Consider the following 25464-nt stretch of genomic DNA (forward strand, 5'->3'; position numbering starts at 1 on the left):
CTCTAGAGCCCGTAGATGCGAAACGCGGCGCGGCCCGACAGCTCGCGCACAGCTCCGAGGTCCACAAGGCGATCGAACAGGCGACGCAGTCCGCGATCGCTCATGCCCGGCACGTCCTGCGAAGCGACAACCGCGTCCTCCGCGAGCAACTTTTCGACAACGGCGCCCGACCCCTTGGCGCGCAGCTTTGGGGCTACAGCCAGAAGAGGGTCGGCGCGGCGGCCAAGCTCGGCTGCAAGATCCATCGCCTGTACTGCAGCGCGCGCATACGCTGCGAAGATGTGTTGGCGGAACGCCTGCTCCGATTGTTGTCCGGCATGTGGCAATCGACCGGCGCCCGCCACCGCCTGCGTGCCGAACAGCGGCACCGCGTGGGCCCACCCCAACCGGTCGGCGAGAATGGCGTCGGCGAGCCACGGTCCAAGCTCGCGCGCGGCGCGACTGTCGTGACGCTCAACCAATGCGATCGCATTGATCACGCCAGCCACCGCATTGCCTACCGCGCCGGCGAGCGGCCGAATTTCGTCGCCAATCTGGCCCAGCGCTTCCTCATCGCGCCCGCTGCCAAGGTCCACTGCGACATCGGCCAACACCGTCTCGCTGAGCAAAGTGGCGACCGGACGCGACGCCAGCGTTCGCCAGGCAAGCAGCATGCGGCCCGCCGGCCCGACCTCGTCGCCGGGACGGGTGAGCAGCAGCGTGTCGCGCAGCGCCGCCGCGTCCTCGACCCGGCCTGCCCGCTTCGCCGCCGCCGCAGCCGCCGCAAGCGCCAGGCGCTGCCGCCAGGCGCCGGCCCATCGCCCTTCCCGGCGCACAACGGCGTCGAGTGTGGTCAGCGCCGCGGCGGCTGCGAACGCGGCGTCTTCAAGCGAAACCGGACCAGCCGCGGCCTTGCGCAGCCAGGTCGGCACGGGAGCGGCCTGCGCGACCGGGCGGGCGCTGGCCGCCGTCATCGGCGTCAGGCGCAATAGTTTCGGGCGGAGAATCATCGTCGACGAGCATGAATCAGAGCGGCGCTTTGCGCAAGCTGGGAAGGTCAAAAGCGCCGCGGTTGTCGACAACTTAAAACGAACGATAATGTTGCATTATCAGTCGGTTTGAAAAATGCTATCTCAGGACGCAATGGCCCTTGCCAGGATCGCTGGAAAACCTCGGAAATGCGCCATTTCAGCCGTCTGTCTCGCCCTTGTTCGATGGATTCTCACCCTAATTAAATGGACGAGGTTTGCGGCCAATCCCGGACACCAGGTCGAGAAGATGGCCTCTCGTCGACCAGAGCAACGAAATTCGCGTCAACCGTGCCTGCGATCGAAATCTCGCGCACGATTGTGAGATTTCCCAAGTACAATTGCGATACCGGGTGAGTCGGAATTATGAGACTACGCAACATGGCAGGTAGTCTCATGATATCTGAATCACCTGCGCATCGCCGTGCGGCCCGCCGGCTGCCTTGCCTCGCTCCTGCACGACACGGCAGCGAAGTGGCAGGATGACGTTCACGATACGCCCTAATCTGTTCGAAAAGCGCGGTTCGCTGGGGGCCGCGCTCATGGCAAGCCGAGAGGAGATCCGACCGGCTTGGACTGTCGAGCGGCGCAAACCTCAGGATCACTGTTCCCTTGCAACCCCCTCATTCCAGAAGGCATCATCAATCGCATCCTCTTTGGGTTCGTGAATCACAGCGGCCACGCTGTAGTTCGTCCGCTCAAGTATTACGAAAAATCCGCTGATTCGGCTAGAATCCGGCAATGAAGCCGAAACCTGATTCGTTGCCGTCCGTCGATGACACGCGAGCGACAGCCCAAAACGTCGAGCTGAAGTCCGAAAGTCGCCTCGCTGGAGCCGCTGAACCGTCCCTCAGCAGAAGGGCCGCGGATGATGTCTCCTCCGTGGAGCCGTCGGCCGAACCCGCGGCCTCAGATGCCGACGACTGTGTAGATAGCGAGCTGCCCGACATCATCGACGTCGTGATGGAAATGGGCCGCGGCCCAAACGAACAGTCAGCCAAAGCCCCCTCCCCTCTTCCAACTGTTGCCAATCCGCGCTTGCCGGCGCATCTCGATGCACTGGCCGATCGCGCCCGCGACTATGTCGAGGCGGCGAGCTCAGCCAATACCCGCCGCGCCTACGCCTCGGACTGGAAGCATTTTTCCAGTTGGTGCCGGCGGCAGAGCGTCGAGATGTTTCCGCCAGGTCCCCAGGTAGTCGGGCTCTACATCACCGCGTGCGCTTCGGGAAAGGCGACCGGCGACAAGAAGTCGAACTCCGTGTCGACGATCGAGCGTCGGCTCTCATCTCTGACGTGGAACTATGCGCAGCGCGGCCAGCCGCTGGACAGGAAGGACCGCCACATCGCCACCGTCATGGCCGGTATCCGCAACAAGCACGCTGCCCCACCCCGACAGAAGGAAGCGGTGCTGCCCGAGGATCTGATCGCCATGCTGGAAACGCTCGACCGCGGAACCCTGCGCGGCCTGCGCGATCGCGCCATGCTGCTGCTCGGCTTCGCCGGTGGTTTGCGCCGCTCCGAAGTCGTCGGCCTCGATTGCGGCCGGGATCAGACAGAGGATTCTTCCGGCTGGATCGAAATCCTCGACAAGGGCATGCTGTTGCGCCTGCGCGGCAAGACCGGCTGGCGCGAGGTCGAGATCGGGCGTGGTTCCTCCGATGCCACCTGCCCCGTTGTGACCCTGCAGACCTGGCTCAGGCTCGGTCGGATAGCGCACGGTCCTCTGTTCCGTCGCGTCACCGGCCAAGGCAAGGCGGTCGGCGCCGAGCGGCTCAACGACCAGGAGGTTGCGCGTCTGGTCAAGCGGACGGCACTCGCCGCCGGTGTTCGCGGCGATCTGCCGGAGGGCCAACGCGGCAAGCTGTTCGCCGGACACTCGCTTCGGTCAGGCCTCGCCTCATCGGCGGAGGTTGACGAACGCTATGTTCAGAAGCAGCTTGGACACGCAAGCGCCGAGATGACGCGCAAGTACCAGCGCCGACGTGATCGGTTCCGGGTGAATCTGACAAAGGCGTCGGGGCTGTAGAGAAAGGCGCCGCCTCCCCACACTTTGATCGCCGAGTGAGTTGGTCAGGTCTTCTTGGATGGCACAACGCCGCAACGAGCACGTCGCGCGCTGTGTCCAGACTATCATCGGCGGATACTTAATAGTTAGGCATCATCGACCCCCAAATGGCACGGCGGACGAATTCGGCGCCAGCGACGGAGCCGACTGGCTTTCGGAAGCGTACGCGGGAGCCAGCCTCCGACGGTGTCCATTCGAGTGCCGACGGAGCTTGGTGCATCGGCGCTGTCGAGGGTCAGTTTAGAAGGCGATTGAGAAATGCAGTATCGTGCAGACGAGTCTCGCTTCGGCTTCTGGAAGGTTTGGCCTTCTGATCTGACGCGCTGGGTTTGAGCGGACGCTCGGACCGTCTTTGGCGCTGGGTCACCGATCAAGTGGCACCGAGAATCGCCGTTCGGGCGGCTCACTCGTAGGCAGTTAGCCGCGGCTAACTGCCTACTGCCTACTTCGTCGGTTTGTGAATTCGGCAAGGTGCGGCCGGGAACCGAGAGCGGGCCGAACATCTGGGGCCCTAGTTAACGGATGTGGCGCGCTTTAGGGACACGGCGCTACGGCGCTGTTGCTCCGGCGGTCTACTACTTAGAATGGCGACACGCCGATAATCATCCCGGGTCAACGTGGGCACCATGAGATCATGGGTGAACCGGAAAGGCCCGACTTCGTCGATCCTACCCGAGGCCGCCTGCACTTCAATCTCGCGCTATCGGACCATCAAGATGACAGCCCTCGAGTTTCAGGGGCTGCTTTCGACAACGCCGGCGAGATAGACTCCGACTTTGCCGAACAGCTGACACAAACGCCCTCTGAGATGCGTGACCTTGAGGGCGGGTTTCATGCAGATTGAGGGCTGGTCCCGAAAACATAGCCAAGAAGGTCCAATCCCGTGGTCGGAAGCCAGAGCCGAGCGACATCTTGGACATCGCTACCGCCGCCCGGTTACATCGGATCTATCGTCGAGGCTCTAACCTCCTTCCCGGAGCCGGCCTCCCAGACCAAACGAGAGATCGGCTGGAAGGATGAGCGCAGCTGTTAGCCGCGGCTAACTGCTTTCGTAGGCTCAATCCGCTGACGGTCGTTAAGAATCTGTTAACCCTTAATCTGTTGCAGAACCGAAAGAATCGGGCATAGTCCCTCATCTGCGGAATTTTTCGCATTCTCGCAAATGTTCCGCAACTGACACCGAACTGGAATAACTTTATGGTTTCTATCGCAGCCATTCAAGCGAGCACGCCGCGAGATGATGAGCTGAAGACGCTCATTCAGAGGCACTCTGCCGCTTTGGCCGGTCAGCTTCAGGCACACCACCTAAGCACTTTCCCGCCCAACGCGGAGAAGGGTATTCGAAACTTCTCTCCAGCGGAAACCGCAAAGCTCCTCGGAATCACCGAAGGATACCTGCGACAAGTGGCAACTGAAATGCCCGACGATCTGTCGACTACGTCGACCGGCGGTCGGCGATCTTACTCTGTCGAAGCGATCCACCAACTCCGCAAACACCTTGACACCGGAGCCCGTGGGCATCGCCGGTATTTGCCTTGGCGAACCAAGGACGAGCAATTGCAGGTCGTCACGGTGATGAACTTCAAGGGTGGGTCAGGCAAGACGACCACCGCTGCGCATCTTAGCCAATATTTGGCGCTAAAGGGGTACAGGGTCCTCGCAATAGATCTCGATCCACAAGCAAGTCTCTCTGCGTTGTTCGGCCATCAGCCCGAGTTGGACGTCGGACCCAACGAAACTCTTTACGGAGCCATTCGATACGACGACGAACGCCGTCCCACAGCAGAGATAGTTCGCGCGACCTACATCCCGGATCTTCACCTTATACCCGGCAACCTCGAACTCATGGAGTTTGAGCATGACACCCCGAAGGCGCTCATGACGCGAGCCCCTGGGGACACCCTGTTCTTTGCTCGGATCGGGCAAGCGCTCTCGCAAGTGCAAAAACTATACGATGTCGTAGTTATCGACTGTCCGCCACAACTCGGCTTCCTGACTTTATCTGCTCTTACCGCTGCCACATCGGTCCTTATCACCGTGCACCCGCAAATGCTTGATGTGATGTCGATGAACCAGTTTCTCTCAATGACTGGGGAACTGCTTGATGAAATCAGCAGGGCAGGGGCGTCATCACACTACCAATGGATGAAATACCTGATCACGAGATTCGAACCGAGCGACGGTCCCCAGAATCAAATGGTTGCGTTCTTGCGTTCGATTTTTGGCGACCATGTCCTCAACCACCCGATGCTAAAGAGCACCGCCGTTTCCGACGCCGGTCTTACCAATCAAACAATATTTGAAATTGACCGGAGCCAATTCACGCGCTCGACCTACGATCGCGCCCTCGAGTCGGTCGAACAGGTCAATGCAGAGATAGAGACCCTCATCAAGAAGGCTTGGGGGAGGGTGTCATGAGCCGCAAGCAGATATTTGCGAAGCTGGCGCCGCTACCACCAGAGATCGCTCAGGAAGCTGACCGCGCCGACCGACATGAAGCCCAATCGCCTCGCCGTCCATCGCGAATTCGGCCACTCATGGGCTCGCCCGACTTGGTTGATGACGGAGGCCGCTCTCCCGTAGGCGCGCTAGGTCAGTCGCTCGGCGAACTTAACGAGCGCACCAGGCGAGCTGACGAAATTGAGAAGCAACTCGCTGCGGGTCAGGTCGTGGTCGAATTGGATCCGATGACTATCGACCCGTCTTTTGTGCCTGATCGGATGCCCACCAATGACGACGAATTTAGAGAGTTCGTCGAAGCAATCAGATCTGAGGGCCAGCAGGTTCCGATTTTAGTTCGGCCGAATCCCGAGAAGCCCGAGAGATATCAGGTTGCGTTTGGTCACAGGCGGCTGCGTGCCGCAATGGAACTAGGCGTGCCGGTCAAGGCCATAGTGCGCACCTTAACTGACCGAGAACTCGTCGTTGCTCAAGGACAGGAAAACAACCAACGAAAGGACCTCTCCTACATTGAGAAAGTGCGTTTTGGGCAGAAGCTTGAGCAGCAGGGCTTTGGGCGTGACGTCATCATGTCATCGCTGGCCGTCTACAAAAGCGACTTGTCGAATATGCTCTCGGTAGCGGCAAAAATTCCGATTGACCTGATCGATGCCATCGGCCCGGCACACGGCGTCGGTCGACGAAATTGGATGGCGCTAGCGGATGCGTTCGACTCTGACAGGCGGCGCGTGGAAGCTGCACGCGCCGTTGTCGGACAGCCTCAGTTTGGTTCCCTTCAATCCAAAGAACGATTTGATGCCGTCGTACAGTCGCTGCGCGACGTTCCGGCAACGCGTGAAGCCGAAGCTCTCATATCTCCCGCTGGGAAAGAAATAGGGCGGTTGGCTCAGACTAAACAAAAGATCACGCTCACGATCGACCGGCGAACTTCGCCGGAGTTCGCTGAGTTTGTGATGCGTGAGGTTCCCCGGCTGTTCGACGAACACCAACGGCGCTCGTAGGTCGGGTCGGAAACACACAGTTTGAGCGAAATAGGAGTTAGCCCAAAGCAAAAGAAAAAGGCCCCCGAAAAACGTCCGGAAGCCCTTCTCCAAGTTAGCACCTAGAGAATCGCACTTCCGCGAATCACAGTCAAGAGTCCCGTGAGGGAATGCGTCATTTCGGCGAGCAGATTTCTTTTGCCTGATTGAAGGTGAAGGAAAATGGAGAGGGAAATTGCAACGACTCCCTTCGGGAGCCGGCCGATGTCGCTTGCCCTTATGGCAGCGCAAATCGGCGCTAAGGAGATTCCGAAGGGCAAGACCGTCGAAAAATGGCAGGTCTATCGCGATCTCTGCGAGGGGAAGACCATTGTAGGCATCGGCGATCGATCGCTGGCCGTCCTGGCCGGCTTGTTGTCATGCCATCCGGACGATGAACTGTCTGAAGAAAACGGGCTGATCGTCTTCCCGTCGAACAAGCAGCTATCGCTGCGCTCGCATGGTATGGCAAACGCCACGCTCCGCCGGCACCTGGCGGCGCTGCTCGACTGCGGTATTATCCTGCGCAGGGACAGTCCCAACGGGAAGCGATATGCCCGCAAGGGCAGGGGAGGGGAATTGGAGGACGCCTTTGGCTTCTCCGTAGCTCCCCTGCTGGCACGCGCCGACGAGTTCCACGCAGCGGCCGAGCGTGTCCGTGCCGATGGTCGTGCACTGAAGCTGATGCGTGAGCGCATCACGCTGCAGCGCCGCGACATTGCCAAGCTGATCGAAGCCGCGATCGAGGAGGGCGCCCCGGGCGCCTGGCAGGACCTCTGGAGACGGTTCAGGGCCGTCGTGGACCAGCTTCCAAGGAAAGCGAGCATCGAAGAGCTGGCGCCGTTCGCAGCGGAGCTGGACGCGATCCGTGATGAAGTCGACATCGCATTGAATAACTTCATGAATGTTACGAATCCGAGCGCCAATGAGTCTCAGAATGAGCAGCAGCATTCTGATTCAAATCCCGAATCTCATTTTGAATTTGAACTCGCTTTCGAGAAAGCCAGGGGCGCCGTAGAGCCTAGACCACAACCGGCGGAGCCGCCAAAAACGTATCACCTTGGACTTGTGCTGAAAGCCTGTCCGGATATTGCGGGTTATGCCGCCGGCGGAATCGCAAACTGGCGCGATCTGATGGCGACCGCCGCGCAGGTGAGGGGCTATCTTGGTATTTCGCCGTCAGCTTACGAGGACGCCTGCCACGTCATGGGGCCGGAAGTAGCAGCAATTGTCGTCGCCTGCATCCTGCAACGGGCCCAGCATATCGACTCCGCCGGCGGGTATCTGCGTGCGCTGACGGAAAAAGCCAGGGCAGGGCAGTTTTCTGTCGGACCCATGCTCATGGCTGCGTTCAAGGCCAATTCCTCCGCGCCAGAAAGGAAGGCGGGATGATGCGGGGACCTTGGAAGTGGTTCGGGAATTTCTAGCGCCTGGAGCGGGAGCAGCAGCCAGCGAATTTGCTTCAACATCGTTTCGTGAGCAAATCGTCATTTGACTCAAATGCGTCGATCGACGGAGATTATCCTACGGGAGGTGAACTATGCTCTGGACGTATACCGAGGCGGAAATGGGCAAGTATAGAGATCATCGCGAACGACGGGGCAAGCGCCATGGTAGTGAGCAGGGATCCTTTTCGGAGCCGGTTTACGAACCGAGCTACTTTCAAGACGCGCCAAGCGTGACCCCTGACACTGTTGATGCCGAAGTGGTCTGGTTCAACGCCGGCAAGGCTTTTGGCTTCGTCAAGCTGTCGGACGGCGCCGAGGCTTATCTACACATTCGGGTTCTTGAGGCAGCTGGCGGCTACGATCTTTCCGATGGGACGCAGCTCACTGTCACGGTGGAAAAAGGTCCACGTGGTCCTCAGATCGCAAAAGTGATCGACATCGGCGCCCAGATCCCGATAACTCCTGTCGTTTGGCACTTAATTGTAAGAATGTGCCGGTTAATTTCAGACTTGGCATTTAATTGTGAGAATCTTGGCTTACGAATTCTCAAATTAAGTGCATCTGCGATGACGTTCTCCAGCCACGAGTTGCGGCTATCATGCTCTCGGCGACGTCAGTGAACCGGACGCGATTAATGACGCCTTGAGATAAAATCGCGTCGGCGCCGGCTTCCTAGTAGGCCAAAGCTCGCCGGACAGCGTCATTGACATCGGTGATGCGCGCGGCCGCTGTTCTGCCTGCAACGACGAATTCATGATTGGCTCTGCCCGCCAAGGCCGCCGTTATTTTGGCAACGCCCTCTTCGATGGAAATCAGCTCCCAGCGCGTCTCTATCGAAGCCTGCTGGGAGCAGCGTGTCCTCGATCGTCGCGCCTGCAGCCCCCGCATGTTCGAGTTCACCGATGGTGCGGAACACGTTCATTGGGTTACCGTACCCATGGTCGGCATCGACCAGGATTGGAAATCCGGGTGCCGCCCGCGTAAGTCGCCTCGTCAGATCGGCGAGTTCCGTGGAGGTGATCAGCGCGATGTCAGGCGCGCCCAGCAGCGCCATAGCCGCGATCGACCCGCCGAGCATGCCGACCTCATGTCCGAGCAATTCTGCGCTGCGGACTGAAAAAGAGTCGAACACGCTCACTGCTTGCGTTGCGACGGGAGTGTTCAGGACTTCACGAAGGCGGATGGACGGATGGATGGACAACGGAAAATCGCTCAATTATCTTGAGTCGATATGTTGCCAGATATGATCGACCAAGTCTCGGTATGACGAATCCTTTCTGACCTCACGAGCATTTCGCGGCCGCGCCAGATCGATGGGTTGGTCAAGAACGATACGACCGGGTTTGGCGGCCATCACGATGACCCTGTCCGAAAGAGTGATAGCCTCTTCGATGTCATGGGTCACGAAAACCACCGTTTTCATGTCAGCGGCCCAGATGCGCAATAACTCCCTGCCCATCGCCATTTTTGTCTGGCTGTCGAGCGCTCCGAAAGGCTCGTCCATCAGGAAGACGTCCGGTTCGTAGGCCAACAGGCGGCCCAGCGAGACACGCTGGCGCATGCCGCCCGACAACTGATGTGGTCGATGGTTCTCGAAACCGAGCAGCTTCAGGAACGAGACCAGTTCCCTGATGCGATCCTGCACTTTCTTGGCGGGATAGCCCCCGAGATCCGTGCCGACGCGTATGTTCTCCACGACGCTGGCCCATGGTAGCAACGTGTCCCGCTGAAACATGAACCCGAGCCTGCGATCCATCTCGACAGCCGACTTGCCGTCGATCAGCGCATTGCCTGATGCAGGCTTGACCAGTCCGGCCAGAACCCTCAGCAAGGTCGACTTGCCGCAGCCGCTGGGTCCGACGATCGAAACGAACGTGCCCGGCTCCACGGCGAGGTTGAGGTTCGAGATGACTGTGAGATCGTCTCCCTCGTCATTGGGAAATGAGACGGTCAGATCGTTGAAGGCGATCACGCCCTTTGGTTTCTGATCGATCGGGAGCTGGGAGACATGCACGTTCATATCGTCGGCCTCCAGGTGAGGAAGCGTCGCTCCACGAGGCCCAACGCCGCGTTCGCCACCACCGCAATGGCGACGAGGACCGTCACGGCAGCAAAGACGCCCGTCGTGTCGAGACGGCCCGCTGAATTTTCCGCGTACCAGCCGAGGCCTGCGCTCGATCCGACAAGTTCCGCCACCAGCGCTCCGATCAGCGCTGATCCGATCGCGAGCCGCATGGATGCGATCACCCATGGGATGATCCACGGGATGATGACCTTGCGAACAACGTATCCCTCCGAGGCACGCATTGTCTGCATGAGTTCGAGGAGATCCTTGTCGATCGTCTTCAGCCCTTCCGAGATGTTCAGGATGAATACGAAGACAACGATCGAGAACGCCATCATCACCTTGGAGAACAGATCGATCCCGAACCAGAGAATGAACAGCGGCGCCAAAACGACGCGCGGCGTGCTGTATAGAGCCATCACGAAAGGATCAGCTATCTGGCCCGAATAGCGGTATCGTGCCAGAAAGATGCCGATCGGCACGCCCACCGCGAAGGCCAGCGCCAGGCCGAGCCCGGCCTCCATCAGCGTCGTCGACGTGTGCTTCCACAACAGGCCTGAGCCGGCGAGTTGCCACAAGCGAACCGCGACCGCCGAAGGCTGGCTGATCCAGAGGGGATCGACGATCGTCTGCGCCAGACCTTCCCACATGGCCAGTGCGATGAAGAGAACCGCTACGCGCCAGGCGTTGAGTTTCCACGCAGCGGACCTGGAACGGCGTCGCGTCGGAGGAGCCGGCGGTTGACGCTCGTTCCAGAGAGATTGCCGACATCAGGCCGTGTCCCCCTGCGCCACAGGCCTCGAAGGATCTGAACTCCAGGCCGACCATGACCCAGGAAACAGGGCTGCATCGATGCCAATGGTCGCGAGTGCTAGCAACTGATGCGTCGCGGTGACGCCGCCGCCGCAGTAGACGCCGAGCGGCGTTTCACCAGTGACGTTCAAGGTCTCGAAGCGGCTGCGAAGCTCCTTCTCAGATGCAAACAGACCGGTCGTCGGATCGAGGTTTTCCGTCGTGGGAGCGCTGACCGCCCCGGGTATGTGTCCCTCTCCGGGTTGCCCCGGTTCGGTGGGCTTTCCCCTGTAGGCCGACGCACCGCGCGCATCGAGGAGCGTGCCTTCGCCTGGCAGAGCGGCCGCCTGATCGGCGTCGATCGTCGGCAGGTGCCCGGCTGACAATGAAACATCGCCATGCGAAGGCAGCGGAACGTCACGGGTAACCTGAAGGCCGGCTGCCTGCCAGGCGGCGAAGCCACCGTCGAGCAGGCGGACATCGGTCAGGCCCGCCCATCGCAATACCCACCATGCGCGGGAAGCTTGCTGGCCCGAATTGTTGTCATAGACCACCACAGCACTGTTTTCGCGGACGCCCCAACGCCGGGCATCGCGCTGCAAATCGTGTATCTCGGGCAAGGGACGGCGGCCGCTGAAGCCCTTCTCGACACCCGCCAATTCTGTCGGGAGGTCGACGAACACCGCAGTCGGTATGTGCCCGGCCAGATACTCTTTTAATCCTTCCGGTCCTCCGAGTTGAAACCGGATGTCAAGCAGCACAGGCGGGTTCTCCGACGCCAGCGCTTCGGAAAGCTCCCCGGCAGAGACCAGGTGGCGGCTACGCAAGTCGACTTTTTTTAACATCAGACACAGGACCTCTCGACGGAAAGGACGGTATGGAGCAACCGTGATTTATTTGGTGAAGTCTCGGCTGAACTGATCATATGAGATCGGCTTGAGCGCAGGATCGACTTCGATGAGGTCTTTCTGCAGCCTGTCGAAAGAGGCTTCGTCGAAAGTCGTCGTCGTGACGGTGTCCGAGTTCAGTCGATCCGTGGCGGTCTCGATCACCGCGTCGGTCACGTGCGGATAGAGCCACTTCAACGTTTTGCCGCGGAGCGCGCGATCGGCTGAAATTCGCACGGCTTCTTCATGGGTGATGGCCGCGATCTTCCTGGCGGTCTCGGGATGGTCCTTGATCCACTGTTCGGTGACGATCAGGGCAAGGTCGGGAACCGACTGGTCGCGCCAATCGAAGACGATGGGATAGCCGTCCGCTTCAGCACTCAGCGCGTCGATGCCGCTGATAAAGCCGGCAGCAATGTTGCCGGTCTTGAGCGCTGTGATCTGGCTGGCCGTGCCGCCGATCGCAACGATTTCGACCTCGGCATCTGCCTCAATCTCCGCACGCTTCAGCGCAAGCCGGATGATCGTGTCCGTCTTGCTGCCCGGGCTCGTGATGCCGACCTTCTTTCCCTTCAGGCTCTCGAGCCCCTTGTCGGTGCTGCCGACGGGACCGAAGATCGCGTAGGTCAGTCGATTGGACAGCGGCGCCAGGTTGACTGCGTCGACCCCGCGGTTGCGAAGACGGACGACGTGTTCGGGAGCGCAGACGCAGATGTCGACTGCGCCGCCAACCAGAGCCTGGACGGCAGGACCGCCGCCTTTGAACTCCGTAATTTCGTGTTCGATGCCAGCCGCCTTCAGCTTGCCTTCTTCGACCGCAAGCGCAAGGCCGGCGGAGCTGCTGCTGAGCCCGCCGACTGCCCCGAAACGGACCGGCTCCTCGGCCACTGCCGCCCCGGCGGAAGCAGCAAGCAGGGCGGCAGCGGTGATCGCGCCAAGCAACGAACCTGCCCGGTCAGGCATCGCTGTCTTCAAATATCCTAGGTACATTTTGACTCCAATTGTTGCAGGCACGCCCAAGGTCGACTTGAGTGTCACTCAGCCGCCAGTTTATGTTGGGTGAAGCTGTTTTCGGGCCGGGAAAGTCCGAAATGATCGCGCAGTGTGGATCCCGTGTAGTCCTTGCGGTAGATGCCACGCGCCTGCAGTTCGGGAATGACCAGACGGACAAAATCTTCCAGCGCGCCGATCTGGTAAGGCGGGAAAATCATGAAGCCGTCGACGGCGCGTTCTTCCCACCAGTGCTGGAGCACGTCGGCGATCTTCTTGGGTCCGCCGACGATCTCCGCGAAGCCGCCGCGGCGATGGAACGACCGGAACAGATCGGTCAGCGTGATGTCATCGGAGCCGTACTGCTCCTTGGCGATCTGAACGAATTCGAGTGCGCGTCCTTCGAGCGCCGCGAATGCAGGAATGTCGTTCACACGTTCGGAGACATCTCTTCCTCCCAAGTCGACGCCTAGACCATTTTCCAGTTCGGACAGGTCGATAGGGATGGTCCAGAGCCCCTGGATCTCACGGTAAAGCGCATGCGCTTCTTCGCCCGTATCGCCTGTGTAGACGACAATGCCGGGGATGATGAATTGTTCGTCCGGATCACGTCCTGCACGTGCGACGCGAGCCTTCAGGTCGGCGTAGTACGCCTTGGCGCCCTCCAGCCCAAGGGTCGAGGAATTGGTGAACTTGATGTCCGAATATTCTGCACCCAACTCCACGGAACGGTCGGATCGACCGGCATTGACGATCGGAATCTGGCCCTGGACCGGGCGCTGCGCATTGAGCGGTCCTTCGACATTGAAGAACTTGCCGTGGTGGCTAATACGGTGGACGAGAGACTCGTCGATGAACTGGCCCTTCGCCTTATCGGCGACGCGGGCATCATCTTCCCAACTGTCCCACAGGGACTTCACGACCTGCACAAATTCCCCAGCCCATTCATAGCGCTGATTGTTATCCCAATGCTCCTTGCGTCCGTAATTTTGGGCGGCTGCCTCCGCCTCGCCGGTGACGATGTTCCAGCCGATCCGGCCATTGCTCAGGTGGTCTAATGTAGCAGTTGCGCGCGCAACGCTGTAAGGCTCGGAGTAGGTCACATTCACAGTGGCGACGATGCCGATCTTTTCGGTCACCCCAGCCACGAAGCCGGCAAGCGAAATCGCCTCCGGCCGAAGAACCTGGTTCGGTCGCTCATACTGCCACTCGGGCAGACCAACGACCTGATCGCCGATGAAGTAGAAGTCGAACTTGCCCTCTTCCGCCAGCTGCGCGGTTCGTTTGAATAACTCGCGGCTAACGTTCCCGTCCGTGAGCGCCTTATCGAGACGCCAACCTGCCGGGTGAAAGCCTGAAGGCCAGATGGTCCATCCCAGGTGAAGTTCGCGTATCGCTTTACTCATGGTCTATCCTTGCGGTTTTATCAGGCACACGAATCTACCAGCGCGCCCCAAATTCATGGAGCGCCTGAAGCGCCTCCGGGTGAGCGAATGAGCTTGGCCTGACATTATCTACAAAACTAGTAGACTTTGTTTCTTTGTGCCGCCGTGCGTGAGAAGTTTGTGCTACGACCACGCGAATGCCCGACAAAGGATGTGGACATCAGCTTAATATGTTGCGCTATGCGAACTGTGAGAGTGCGCGAGTTTCTGTCTCTGGGAATTGGCCACCGGCACTTCACGCATGCTTAGGAAACGGGAGCGCGGCATTAATATAACTCGGTCGTGCGACAGAAAAAGGCGCGGAAGCCTTTGCTGGTTTCAATCAGCCAAGCTATGCGCCAATCATCAAGAGCCCAAACCCCTCAACCCAGGCTCCCCGTCGTGGGCCTCCGGACGCTGCTTGCGTGGCGTCAAGATCAAGATCGTTGCATGCCACAATCCGGTACAGGTCAGCATCAAGCAGCGTGAGAGCTGCAAGATAGCCTTCACTCCGAAGGCCATGGTGGCAGGTTCTCCCGCTAAATCAGTCAGAGATAATCCCCATTCTGGCGAACGAAATGAGGTGATCATGGCCGGGCATCTCATCACCCGTATCATCTCGGAACGCGATACCCTGCCCACGCTCTTGACCAAAGCGGTTGTCTTGATCGAAACGTGGGCTCGATCATCGTCCGAGCACCAGGAAGACACACAAACATCGCTTGGAAAAAGGCGTGGAACGGGCCAGCTCCGAACAGAGGCGTCAGGGCAGAAAATACGCACTATTCACGAGACAAGGCCTATCTCTGGCCGGAGAAAAATAGTCGTCGACTGCATGCGTAACAATTATCACCGGTTACGACGACGACGGATTACCGTCCAGCGTCTGCGAAAGGGCATCGCGCTCCGTTCGGTCTGATGCCCCACTTATCGAAACCAGGCGCCAGAACGCACGGCAGCCAGCATGATCAGCCCGTAGGCTACCATAGCCACGGCGATGGCTGCGAAGACACCGTTGACAGAGCCTGTCATTTTCAGGGCAATCCACCCGCCAATCAAAGATATTCCCATGCGCAGAAAACCTCCGGCAACTGGCCAGAACATCTGCCCCGCGCCCTGCGAGGCAAAGTTGAGCGACAGCCCCAGACCGAAGAACCCGTATGCTGGTCCGACGATCCGCAGATAGGCGCTGCCGGTCTCGATCATTTCGGGGTCAGCGCTGAACAGACCGAGCCACTGCTGCGGCCAGATCGCTGCGGCGATGCCGATTGCCTCGGTAATCGCAAAGGCGAGCGCGCCGCCGGTCAGCGCGATCCTGACGGCGCGCTCGGGCTGTCCGGCGCCGATATTGGTGCCGACCATGGCGACAAGCGGCGCGCCAATGCCGAAAATGAGGGGAATGAGAAGATATTCGAGACGTGCGCCCGTTCCGAAACCAGCGACCGCGCCAACTCCGGCGACGGACGCGACCATCGCCGTGATCCCGCCGATCGTGAGATTGGTCTGAATTGCGCCAATCGAAGAAAGTGCCCCGACCCGCAGCATGGCGACCATGGCGCTCCATCGAAGCCTTACCCAGCGGAACTGGACCGTGCTGCGCCTGGCGAGGATGTACCACGCCATGGCGACGGTGCCTGCAAAATAGAAAACGAGAAGCGCCACGCCGCCGCCGGCGATCCCGAAGGGCGGCACAGGTCCATAGCCGAAGATAAGCAGCGGCGAGATCGGCACCAGGAAAAACACCCCGACAAAGGTGACGATTGCCGGAAAGAGCATATTGCCCGTGCCGCGGATGACGCTGGCTAAACCGTTCATCAGCCAGATGAAGATGTTTCCGGCAAAAACCGTGTTGGAATAGATCAGCGCGGCTTCGAGCTCGCCCCCTTGTCCACCCATTGCGCGATAGATGGGTTCGCCGAACAGCAGGAAGACCAGTGAGAATGTGATGCCAAGCGCGATGTTGATGACGACGGCATGCAGCACCAGGCCGTCGGCATCCTGGCGGCGTCCGGCGCCAAGTGCGCGCGCGACCGCAGACGAGATGCCGCCTCCCATGGCGCCAGCCGATATCATCGTCATCAGCATGACGGCCGGAAACACCAGCGCCATGCCGGCCAGCGCATCCGTGCCGAGCTTGGCGACGAACCAGGTCTCGATCAGGCCGGTTGAGGCCTGGGCGATCATGATCAGGACATTCGGCCACGCCATGCTCAAAAGCAGCGGCAGGACGGGGGCCTCGAGGAGACGGGCCGTTCGGGCGTCGAGCCGGATGACCGAAGGACCAGGGGAAGTGGTATCCGTCATGGCGCACGTTCGGGAAGGTTGAGGGTCTGGCTGTCCGCTGGTCCGATCCAGGCGCGCGTTTCCTCCAGAACTTCGTCGGAAAGAACGGGATCGTCTATGGCTCTGGCGAGGATGATCGCACCCACCATGGCTGCCCAGCTGCCTATCGCCGCGCGGCGCTTTACGGTGTCGTTGCTTCCGTCAAATACCTTGCTCAACCTGTCGATCTGTCCGCGGACCCCTTCGGTGATCGCCGCCCGCGCCGCGGGGCTCTGGTGACGGGTCTGCGCAGCCAGTCCGGCCGTCGGGCATCCCGTAGCAGGATTGTCGCGGTGACGCCGTGAAAGGTAGCTGTCGAAAAAGGCGCGAACGTCGGTCCTGCGGTCTTCGCCTGCTGTCAGACTGTGGGTGAGCGCCTGCGCGACCAGATCGTCCTTGGACAAAAAATGCCCATAAAACCCACCATGGGTCAGTCCCGCCGCCTTCATCACCTCGCCGACGGTAACCGCCTCAAAACCCTTGTCGCGGAACAGCATAGCGGCCGAGTCCAGAATGCGCAGGCGGTGTTCCGCCATCTGCTTCCGACTGACTTTCATCTTTCGAGTTCTCCGGGATAGCGGCTGAGGGGAAACGTCGCCTCACAGTGCCGTGACTGGTTGACAGAATAGATTGCGCCTGCAATCTTTGTCAATCATGATGTGTGTCATGATTACAAGATGCTCATTCTACACGGCGTGGAGGCCGGAACCATGGAGGGAGCACCCGGCCTGATTGGCCTTCAACAACGCAACCCATCCGGACAGCAACGCCAGCCGGATGGCGGCGATGGGCTCAGGCATTCTCCCGAATATCAGGACGTTCTCATGCCAATCCCCACAACCGAGATGTACATAGGGGCCGCGCTCGCGGATCTGCACGAGCATGTTCGCCTGGTGATGTGGCTTGCGACCGATGAGGCGGCGCGCGTCGCCTTGCTCGAGGGTGAACAATCCGCCACCTATGCGGCGTCGACGGGCGCCGCGTGGCTCCTGATCGACAGGGACACGCTGCGGATTGAGCGGAAGAACCTCTCCGATCTGCCGGAGCGCAACTACAGCGGGCTCCTTCGAAATGACATCCTGGCGCAAAACGCCCGGCGCGGACGCGCCTGGAAAAGAGCGGATCGATCGGCCGCCGCCGTCGTCAAGGGGCTGCTTCAGAATGATCGGCACGCGCTACGTCAATTGCTTGATATGGCGCCGCTTGTGGAGGTTGCCGCCTATATCCTGGCGAACAGGATTGTCGAACATATCGATCTGATCAGATCGACCGTTCGCCGGAATGTATCAGAATCCGGAAACCATGGGCTGGCTCGGCGCTACTGGGACTATGCAAATATGCTCGGCCGGGCAACGCTTGTGGCGACAACGCCCGGCTCGAGACCCTGGCTAACAGGGGCTGCGAAAAGCGTCGAATGGAGCACATGGACGCCAAGCTTTTCATTGGTGCGAGAGCGCAACCCGTGGCTTGGCGCCGTTGCGGCGAGGACAGCGGCTGAGGTCGGCGCCGAGGTCCTTCCGGATTATGCGGCCGCGCTCAGGCGCGCCCGTCATCCGCTGATGGCCGCCGACGCGATCTTCGGCATGACGGCGATAGGTCTCCGCGACAAGACGGTAGCCGAGCACATCGTGCATTTGCTCGACGAGTCATTGGCCACGCGCCGTCAGCTTAATCAGGTCGAACATGAGATCATCACGCCGTTTCGAAATCAGGCAGCAGACCTCCTTCGTCGGGTCGATGACGACGCGGATAGGTCGTCGCAGTCTTTCACCGCAACGTCCTTTCATGTCGACCCCCTCGCGCAAGACGCTTCCGGCGCCTTTGCACTGCTGAGCCAACTCCCTGCCGCCCTGGAGGCGCCGCTGTCGTCATTCATTCGTGCCGCCGCCATGCCCGACGTTCTTCCAGGACCCAAACATGCTTCGACGATGTTCACGAGGGCCTGGGGGCCTGAGCAGCAAGCGTTTGCGAACCCCGTCCTTCTTCATTGACAGCGCTTTTCGACCTTAACACAGGAGTTTCACGTCCATGACCACAACTTTTGCAAATGCCCCAACCAGAACAGTCGATGTCGAAGGAACGCCATTCGTTTATCGCGAGATCGGCACACCGGGCGGCGTGCCGGTCGTGTTCCTGCATCACTTCACCGCCGTGCTGGAGGACTGGGACCCGCGCATTATCGACGGCCTTTCGAAAAACCACCATGTCATCATCTTCGACAACCGGGGTGTGGGCTGTAGTGGCGGCGAGACGCCTGCGTCCGTGCAGGAGATGGCGAAGGACGCCGCCGCCTTCATCCGAACGCTGGGGCACGAGACGGTCGATCTGGTCGGCTTCTCGCTTGGCGGCTTCATCTCTCAGGTCGTCGCCGTGAGAAATCCGGGGCTCGTGCGCAAGCTGATCCTCGCGGGCACCGGTCCTGCCGGCGCTGACTTGGCCGATGCGGGAACACCCAATCCGCCGCTCGACCTGGAAGGCGTGATCGTCAAAGCGCAGGCCGCCGGAAAGCATCCCAAGCATTTTCTGTTCTTCACGCAGACCGCGGCGGGACAGAATGAGGCGAACGCATTCCTGGCGCGTCTCGACGAGCGCAAGGAGGATCGCGACCACGCTGTCGCTCCCGAAACCATCCAGGCGCAAACGGCGGCGATCGGAAAGTGGAACCGGGGGGAACCGGCTGGGCTCACGGAGTTGAAAGTTCCGACCCTGATCGTCAACGGCGATCGCGACGTCATGGTGCCGACCGAGCGGTCCTTCGAGCTCTTGCGGCTTATCCCGGATTCGCGCCTGAGCATCTATCCCGATGCCGGCCATGGCGGGCTGTTCCAGTACCACGCCCTGTTCGTCGAGCAGGCGCGCGGCTTTCTGGCCGAGTAGACGTGGCGGCCGAACGCCATCTGGACCGCTGACAACTGTCGAAAGGGTCGTCCGAAGAGCGCTTCGGCACTGCCCTTGCGACAGCGTGGAAGGGCATCGACCTCGTGATGTCCCGCAAGGCGCATCGAAACCGACCAGGATTCCACCATGTCACTTTTCATGCCGGGGCTTGTCGGTTTCATCGTCGTAATTCGATTTCTCGTGCCTCTTCCATGGTCCAGGTATTCAAAAGTCGCGATGGCGACCGTTATCATGGTGATCTCGCTTCACCATCTGTGGAGCCAGCTTGCTTTCGGGTCGAGGTTCTCGCCCGAAGTGCCGCGGGAGGTGATGATCGCGGTGAACTGGGTCGTCAGTTCGATCCTGCTGTTGATAATCTTCCAGATCATTCTCGACATTTTCGCCATGTTAACTGCCCTTGTGCGCCGACGCCGGGTCGGCATCCCGGTCTCGGTTCGTTACACGATGGCGATCTGCGCCCTGATCCTGGCGGCGATCGGCGTCACCCAGGCCATTGGACTTCCGCCCGTCAAGCAGGTCGAGATCGAGATAGCGGGATTGCCACGAGAGCTCGATGGGTATCGCATTGTGCAACTGACCGACCTGCACATCAGCCGTCTCTTCGAAGCGCCGTGGGTGGAGACTGTCGTTCGAGACACCAACAGTCTCAATCCCGATCTCATTGTGACCACCGGAGACCTGATCGACGGCACCATTGATGCGCGCAGACGTGATACCGAGCCGTTGAAAGATCTGATTGCGGTCGATGGCGTTTTCGCGATCCCGGGAAATCACGAATACTATTACGGTCACCCGGAGTGGATGAGGCGTTTTGGCGAGCTGGGCATCACGACGATAAGCAACGGCCACGTCATTCTCCGCCGCGGCGACACGAGCTTTGCCACAGCTGGAGTGAACGACCCCGCGGCCGCAAGTGTCGGCCTGCCGGGACCGCATGTCGAACAGGCAATTGGAGGGATACAGGAAGGCATCCCGATCATCATGCTCGATCATCAGCCAAAGAACGCCGCTCTCGCCGCTCGGGCAGGCGTGGCCTTGCGACTTTCCGGTCACACCCACGGGGGTCAGATCATAGGTCTGCACCGTCTCATCCAACTGTTCAACAATGGCTACGTTTCTGGATTGTATGATGTCGAGGGCATGCCGCTCTATGTCAGCAACGGCACGGGCTTGTGGGTCGGCTTTGCAATCCGACTGGGCATTCCGTCGGAATTGACGACCATCGTCCTACGCTCAGGCTGAACGTGAAGCAGGGATATCTTATGCCCAGGGCCTTTCCTCAACCGGAGAAGCTGGCGAGCGCGAGATCAGGTCCTCCTTGGAGGCGAACTGCTTGTAGAAGGCGCCCTGCGTCAGTCCGGCGCCCTCCATCAAATCCTTGAGGCCGATCCCGTCAAAGCCATGCGTCCGGAACAGGCGGCTGGCGACATTGATGACGGTCTGACGGTTTTCCTGGGCTTGGGCGCGGCTGACACGCATGGTGACCTCACATTTAGATTGTGATCTGACGCTATTAGATTGTGATCTGACGCTATATCCGACATAGAGTTCGAACGAAAGCTATTTGCCTGATGGGTCATCTGAGCCCTGTGACCGTCCGGACCCAGGGCGGTCGAGACGGCTGAACGGCGCCTTCGAACCCGGCCCCCGGTGATCGCCGCCATCACTATCCGGTTGCCATCAACGGATTTTAGATTGTGATCGACTTTTAAGTCAGTTATAGATGTCGGTCAAAATCTAATGGGCGCGGCATCGCGCCTCTCACCGAGAGGATAAAGGGCATGAGGCACAAGCGGCTTCTGATCATTGGCGCGGTTGTGCTGGCGGCTTCCGGCATCGCGGCATTCGTTTTCGTGTCACAGGGACAACAGCATCAGGCATCGGCCGCGGTCGATCCCCGCGCCGCTCCGATCCTGGTCAAGGTGGCGAGCGCCGCCACTGTGGCCGGCGTCGAACGCTCCTTCACCGGCACAGTTGCCGCGCGCATCCAGAGCAATGTCGGCTTCCGCGTGCCCGGCAAGATCGTCGAGCGGCTGGTCGATGTCGGCCAGCAGGTCAAGGCGGGGCAGCTGCTGATGCGCATCGACGATACCGATCTGCGTCTTGCGCTGACCGCCAGGCGCAATGCCGCCGCCGCTGCCCGTGCGGTGCTCGTGCAAGCGAGCGCCGACGAGAAGCGCTATGCAACCCTGGTAAAGGGTGGACTGGCAGCCACGCCGCAACGCTACGAGCAGGCCAAGGCGGCGCTCGACACGGCCGAGGCGCAGCTTGCCGCCGCGCAAGCGGAAGCGGACGTCGCCGAGAACGAAGCGACCTATTCGACGCTGGTGGCGGGAGCGGACGGAACGATTGTCGCGACGTCTGGCGAACCCGGACAGGTCGTCGCCGCCGGACAGACGGTGGTGCAACTGGCCCATGCCGGTCCGCGCGAAGCGCTGGTCGCCTTGCCGGAAACCATCCGTCCGCAGCTCGGCTCGGAAGCCGAAGCCAGCGTCTACGGAAGCAACCAGTTGCGCGGCAAAGCGCGGCTGCGGCAGATCTCCGACGCCGCTGACGGCCAGACCCGCACCTACGAGGCGCGTTACGTGCTCGACGGCGATGCGGCTTCGGCGCCGCTTGGCTCGACCGTCACCATCAGGATCACCAATGCCGAAAGGCGCTCGGAAGTCGCGATACCGATCGCAGCGGTTCTGAATGACGGCAACCGCACCGGTGTCTGGCTTCTCGATCGTGGGGCCTCGACGGTTCGCTTCGCGCCGATCCAGGTCAGGCAACTCGGCGGCGAGACGGCGATCGTCACCGGTGTCGAGCTTGGACAGGAACTCGTGGCGCTCGGCGCGCACCTGCTCAGCGATGGCGCCACCGTCCGGACCAGCACCCAGCCAAACACGCAGCCTTACACCCGGGCGCAGGCCGCGAATTGATGAACTTAAATCTGTCCGCGCTCGCGGTTCGTGAACGAGCCGTCACCCTGTTCTTCATCATCCTCCTGGCCGCCGCCGGCGTCTATTCCTTCGTCAAGCTCGGACGCGCCGAGGATCCATCCTTCACCATCAAGACGCTGACGGTCACGGCCGTCTGGCAAGGCGCGACGGCGCGCGAGATGCAGGATCTCGTCGCCGAGCCGCTGGAGAAACGGATACAGGAGCTGACGTGGTACGACCGGGTCGAGACCATTGCGCGTCCGGGCTTCGCCTTCCTCACGATGACTCTGAAGGACAACACGCCGCCTGCCGCCGTTCAGGAAGAATTTTATCAGGCACGCAAGAAGCTGGGCGACGAGGCGCGCAACCTGCCGCCCGGCGTCATGGGTCCCTTCGTCAACGACGAATATTCGGATGTCAGCTTCGGCCTTTATGCGCTGAAGGCCGACGGCATGCCGATGCGCGAACTGGCGCGGCAGGCCGAAGTGATCCGCCAGGACCTGCTGCATGTGCCCGGTGTCAAGAAGATCAACATTCTCGGCGAACGCCCCGAGCAGATTTTTGTCGAGTTTTCCTATGCAAAGCTCGCGACGCTCGGCGTCTCGGCGCAGGACATCGCCAGCGCCCTGCAACGGCAGAACACCGTGACGCCGGCCGGCTCGATCGATACGCGCGGGCCCCAGGTCTTCATCCGCTTCGATGGCGCCTATGACAGCATCCAGGCGATCGCCGACACGCCGATCGTCGCCGGAGGCCGGACGCTAAAACTGTCCGACGTCGCCGATGTCCGGCGCGGCTACGAGGATCCCGCCACCTACATCATCCGCCACGAGGGCAAGCCCACCATCATGCTTGCCGCGGTCATGCAGCAGGGCTGGAACGGGCTCGAACTCGGCAAGGCGCTCCAGGAGCGCTCCAGCGCGATCGCCAAGAACCTGCCGCTCGGCATGACGCTCGACAAGGTCAGCGACCAGGCCGTCAACATCGACGAGGCGGTCAGCGAGTTCATGATGAAGTTCGCCATGGCGCTTGGCGTCGTGCTGTTCGTCAGCCTGGTCAGCCTGGGCTGGCGCGTCGGCATCGTCGTTGCGCTCGCCGTGCCGCTGACGCTCGCCGTCGTCTTCCTGATCATGCTGGAGACCGGCCGCTTCTTCGACCGCATCACCCTTGGCGCGCTGATCCTGGCGCTCGGCCTTCTGGTCGACGACGCGATCATCGCCATCGAGGTGATGGTGGTGAAGATGGAAGAAGGCATGGACCGCATCAAGGCGGCGGCTTACGCCTGGAGCCATACGGCAGCACCCATGCTGTCGGGCACGCTGGTGACGATCGTCGGCCTGATGCCGGTCGGGTTCGCCGCATCGAGTGCAGGCGAATATGCCGGCAACATCTTCTGGGTTGTCGGCTTCGCGCTGATCGTCTCGTGGATCGTCGCGGTCGTCTTCACCCCCTATCTCGGCGTCAAGATGCTGCCCCAGATCAAGCCGGTCGAGGGTGGCCACGAGGCGATCTACGATACGCCGAACTACCGGCGCCTGCGTGGTGCCATCCGGTTTGCCGTGCGCCACAAATACGCGACCTGCGCTGTCGTCGTCGTCGTCATGGCGGCGTCCATCGTCGGAATGGGCGGGGTGAAGCAACAGTTCTTCCCGACATCGGATCGTCCCGAGGTGCTGGTCGAGGTGCGCATGCCCGAAGGCACCAGCATCGAGACGACGACCGCCGCCGTCGAGAAGGTCGAACGCTGGCTCAACGATCAGCCCGAGGCGCAGATCGTCACCAGCTATATCGGACAGGGCGCGCCGCGTTTCTTCTTCGCCATGGCACCGGAGCTGCCGGACCCGGCCTTTGCCAAGGTAGTCGTGCTGACCCCCGACGCTCATGCGCGCGAGGTCCTGAAGCACCGGCTGCGCGATGCGATCTCGGAGGGGCTTGCGCCTGAAGCATCCGTGCGCGTCACCCAGCTCGTCTTCGGTCCCTACACGCCGTTCCCTGTCGAGTTCCGCATCCTGGGCCCCGATCCGGCCGAGCTTTACCGGATCTCGGAAGAGGCGCTGGCCATCATGAAGGGCGTTCCCGATGTCCGGCAGGCAAACCGCGACTGGGGCAACCGCTCGCCGGTGCTGCGCTTCGTTCTCGACCAGGACCGGCTCAACCTGATCGGCCTGTCGCCATCGGAAGCGGCCCAGCAGATGCAGTTGCTGCTGAGCGGCATTCCGGTGACCCAGGTTCGCGAGAACATCCGCAACGTCCCTATCGTTGCCCGCAGCGCCGGCGAAAGCCGGCTCGATCCGGCACGCCTGGCGGACTTCTCGTTGATGAGCCGCGATGGCCGGCAGGTGCCGCTCGACCAGATCGGACACTCGGAGATCCGGTTCGAGGAACCGATCCTCAAGCGGCGTGATCGCACGCCGATCATCACCATCCGCTCGGACATGAACGAGGCGACGCAGCCGCCGGAAGTCTCGCAGCAGGTGATGAAGGCGTTGCAGCCACTGATCGCCTCGCTGCCGGTGGGCTACCGCATCGAGCTTGCCGGCAACATGGAGGAGTCTCTGAAGGCCAATGATGCGCTGGCCAAGGTCTTCCCCGTGATGATCGCCGCCATGCTGATCATCATTGTCCTTCAGGTGCGCAGCCTGTCGACAATGACGATGGTGATGCTGACCGCACCGCTCGGGCTTGCCGGTGTTGTCCCGACGCTGCTCGTCTTCGACCAGCCGTTCGGCTTCAACGCCATCCTGGGCCTGATCGGGCTCGCCGGCATCCTGATGCGCAACACACTGATCCTGACCGAGCAGATCAAGGAGAACCAGGCGGCAGGGCTCGACGACTATCACGCCGTGATCGAGGCGACGGTGCAGCGGACGCGGCCCGTCATCCTGACGGCGCTCGCCGCCGTGCTCGCCTTCATCCCGCTCACCCATTCGGTGTTCTGGGGCTCGATGGCCTACACGCTGATCGGCGGCACGGCGGTCGGCACGGTGATGATCCTCCTCTTCCTGCCGGCCCTCTACGCCGCATGGTTCCGGATCAAACCGACCGAAAATGAAGTGCACTACCCGTTGGGCGAAGAGGTCGAACTGGACCTGCGTTTCGCACGCGCGGCGGAATAAAGGAGCCGGCCGTGCAAAAATCCGACGATCAACGGTCAACGAGGT

Annotated in this window: 21 protein-coding genes and 1 pseudogene; 12 read left to right on the top strand and 10 right to left on the bottom strand. The window is 60.9% G+C overall.

The window, feature by feature from the left end; genetic code table 11:
* Positions 1–2: 2 nt before the first annotated feature.
* Positions 3–989, bottom strand: coding sequence for a DUF1403 family protein (locus AB4136_RS16285; protein WP_441931370.1), 987 nt, complete (start codon positions 987–989; stop codon positions 3–5).
* A gap of 981 nt (positions 990–1970) precedes the next feature.
* On the opposite strand from AB4136_RS16285, the gene AB4136_RS16290 reads away from it, so the two are divergent.
* The 6 genes from AB4136_RS16290 (at position 1971) to AB4136_RS16315 (ending at position 8621) form a co-directional block, all read left to right on the top strand.
* The gene (locus AB4136_RS16290; protein ID WP_441931525.1) at positions 1971–3035 is read left to right on the top strand and encodes a site-specific integrase; all 1065 of its coding nucleotides are present in this window, start codon (positions 1971–1973) and stop codon (positions 3033–3035) included.
* A 673-nt stretch (positions 3036–3708) separates the two neighbouring features.
* Positions 3709–3918 (top strand): hypothetical protein, encoded by a 210-nt coding sequence (locus tag AB4136_RS16295; protein WP_441931371.1) that lies wholly within the window; start codon positions 3709–3711, stop codon positions 3916–3918.
* A gap of 353 nt (positions 3919–4271) precedes the next feature.
* The gene (repA, locus tag AB4136_RS16300; RefSeq protein ID WP_441931372.1) at positions 4272–5492 is read left to right on the top strand and encodes a plasmid partitioning protein RepA; all 1221 of its coding nucleotides are present in this window, start codon (positions 4272–4274) and stop codon (positions 5490–5492) included.
* A complete protein-coding gene (gene repB, locus AB4136_RS16305) occupies positions 5489–6535 on the top strand; it encodes a plasmid partitioning protein RepB (protein ID WP_441931373.1) in 1047 nt (348 codons plus the stop codon). Before repA ends, repB begins: the two co-directional genes overlap by 4 nt.
* 201 nt (positions 6536–6736) lie before the next feature.
* On the top strand, positions 6737–7945 hold the full coding sequence (gene repC, locus AB4136_RS16310) for a plasmid replication protein RepC (RefSeq protein ID WP_441931374.1): 1209 nt from the start codon (positions 6737–6739) through the stop codon (positions 7943–7945).
* 148 nt (positions 7946–8093) lie between these two features.
* Complete coding sequence (locus tag AB4136_RS16315; protein ID WP_441931375.1) at positions 8094–8621, top strand: cold-shock protein; 528 nt, start codon at positions 8094–8096, stop codon at positions 8619–8621.
* Between the two features lie 131 nt (positions 8622–8752).
* On the opposite strand, the gene AB4136_RS16320 is transcribed toward AB4136_RS16315, so the two are convergent.
* The 6 genes from AB4136_RS16320 to AB4136_RS16345 form a co-directional block, all read right to left on the bottom strand.
* A complete protein-coding gene (locus AB4136_RS16320; protein WP_441931376.1) occupies positions 8753–9217 on the bottom strand; it encodes an isocitrate lyase/phosphoenolpyruvate mutase family protein in 465 nt (154 codons plus the stop codon).
* Positions 9218–10021 carry an ABC transporter ATP-binding protein gene (locus AB4136_RS16325; RefSeq protein WP_441931377.1) on the bottom strand — a complete coding sequence of 268 codons (804 nt, stop codon included), beginning with the start codon at positions 10019–10021 and terminating at the stop codon, positions 9218–9220.
* A complete protein-coding gene (locus tag AB4136_RS16330; RefSeq protein ID WP_441931378.1) occupies positions 10018–10716 on the bottom strand; it encodes an ABC transporter permease in 699 nt (232 codons plus the stop codon). Before AB4136_RS16330 ends, AB4136_RS16325 begins: the two co-directional genes overlap by 4 nt.
* A 120-nt stretch (positions 10717–10836) precedes the next feature.
* Positions 10837–11703, bottom strand: coding sequence for a sulfurtransferase (locus AB4136_RS16335; RefSeq protein ID WP_441931379.1), 867 nt, complete (start codon positions 11701–11703; stop codon positions 10837–10839).
* 48 nt (positions 11704–11751) lie between these two features.
* The gene (locus AB4136_RS16340) at positions 11752–12687 is read right to left on the bottom strand and encodes an ABC transporter substrate-binding protein (RefSeq protein WP_441931380.1); all 936 of its coding nucleotides are present in this window, start codon (positions 12685–12687) and stop codon (positions 11752–11754) included.
* A 92-nt stretch (positions 12688–12779) separates the two neighbouring features.
* A complete protein-coding gene (locus AB4136_RS16345) occupies positions 12780–14141 on the bottom strand; it encodes an NtaA/DmoA family FMN-dependent monooxygenase (RefSeq protein WP_441931381.1) in 1362 nt (453 codons plus the stop codon).
* 439 nt (positions 14142–14580) lie between these two features.
* Here AB4136_RS16345 and AB4136_RS16350 point away from each other — a divergent pair, with 439 nt between their 5' ends.
* On the top strand, positions 14581–15078 hold the full coding sequence (locus AB4136_RS16350) for a hypothetical protein (RefSeq protein WP_441931382.1): 498 nt from the start codon (positions 14581–14583) through the stop codon (positions 15076–15078).
* 8 nt (positions 15079–15086) lie between these two features.
* On the opposite strand, the gene AB4136_RS16355 is transcribed toward AB4136_RS16350, so the two are convergent.
* Positions 15087–16463 (bottom strand): MATE family efflux transporter, encoded by a 1377-nt coding sequence (locus AB4136_RS16355; RefSeq protein WP_441931383.1) that lies wholly within the window; start codon positions 16461–16463, stop codon positions 15087–15089.
* The gene (locus AB4136_RS16360) at positions 16460–17038 is read right to left on the bottom strand and encodes a TetR/AcrR family transcriptional regulator (protein WP_441931384.1); all 579 of its coding nucleotides are present in this window, start codon (positions 17036–17038) and stop codon (positions 16460–16462) included. The genes AB4136_RS16355 and AB4136_RS16360 overlap by 4 nt, the downstream gene beginning before the upstream one ends.
* A gap of 153 nt (positions 17039–17191) precedes the next feature.
* On the opposite strand from AB4136_RS16360, the gene AB4136_RS16365 reads away from it, so the two are divergent.
* From AB4136_RS16365 to AB4136_RS16375, 3 genes are all read left to right on the top strand, one after another.
* The gene (locus AB4136_RS16365) at positions 17192–18472 is read left to right on the top strand and encodes a hypothetical protein (RefSeq protein WP_441931385.1); all 1281 of its coding nucleotides are present in this window, start codon (positions 17192–17194) and stop codon (positions 18470–18472) included.
* 37 nt (positions 18473–18509) lie between these two features.
* A complete protein-coding gene (locus AB4136_RS16370) occupies positions 18510–19358 on the top strand; it encodes an alpha/beta fold hydrolase (protein ID WP_441931386.1) in 849 nt (282 codons plus the stop codon).
* A 147-nt stretch (positions 19359–19505) separates the two neighbouring features.
* The gene (locus AB4136_RS16375) at positions 19506–20621 is read left to right on the top strand and encodes a metallophosphoesterase (protein WP_441931387.1); all 1116 of its coding nucleotides are present in this window, start codon (positions 19506–19508) and stop codon (positions 20619–20621) included.
* Positions 20622–20642: 21 nt separating this feature from the next.
* Here AB4136_RS16375 and AB4136_RS16380 read toward each other — a convergent pair.
* Positions 20643–20858, bottom strand: a pseudogene (locus AB4136_RS16380) (TetR/AcrR family transcriptional regulator); the annotation flags it as partial.
* A 302-nt stretch (positions 20859–21160) separates the two neighbouring features.
* Here AB4136_RS16380 and AB4136_RS16385 point away from each other — a divergent pair.
* Both AB4136_RS16385 and AB4136_RS16390 read left to right on the top strand, forming a co-directional pair.
* The gene (locus AB4136_RS16385) at positions 21161–22303 is read left to right on the top strand and encodes an efflux RND transporter periplasmic adaptor subunit (protein ID WP_441931388.1); all 1143 of its coding nucleotides are present in this window, start codon (positions 21161–21163) and stop codon (positions 22301–22303) included.
* Positions 22303–25419 (top strand): efflux RND transporter permease subunit, encoded by a 3117-nt coding sequence (locus tag AB4136_RS16390; RefSeq protein ID WP_441931389.1) that lies wholly within the window; start codon positions 22303–22305, stop codon positions 25417–25419. Before AB4136_RS16385 ends, AB4136_RS16390 begins: the two co-directional genes overlap by 1 nt.
* Positions 25420–25464 lie beyond the last annotated feature (45 nt).

This window comes from Mesorhizobium sp. 2RAF21 (assembly GCF_052115345.1).
GTDB lineage: Bacteria > Pseudomonadota > Alphaproteobacteria > Rhizobiales > Rhizobiaceae > Mesorhizobium > Mesorhizobium terrae.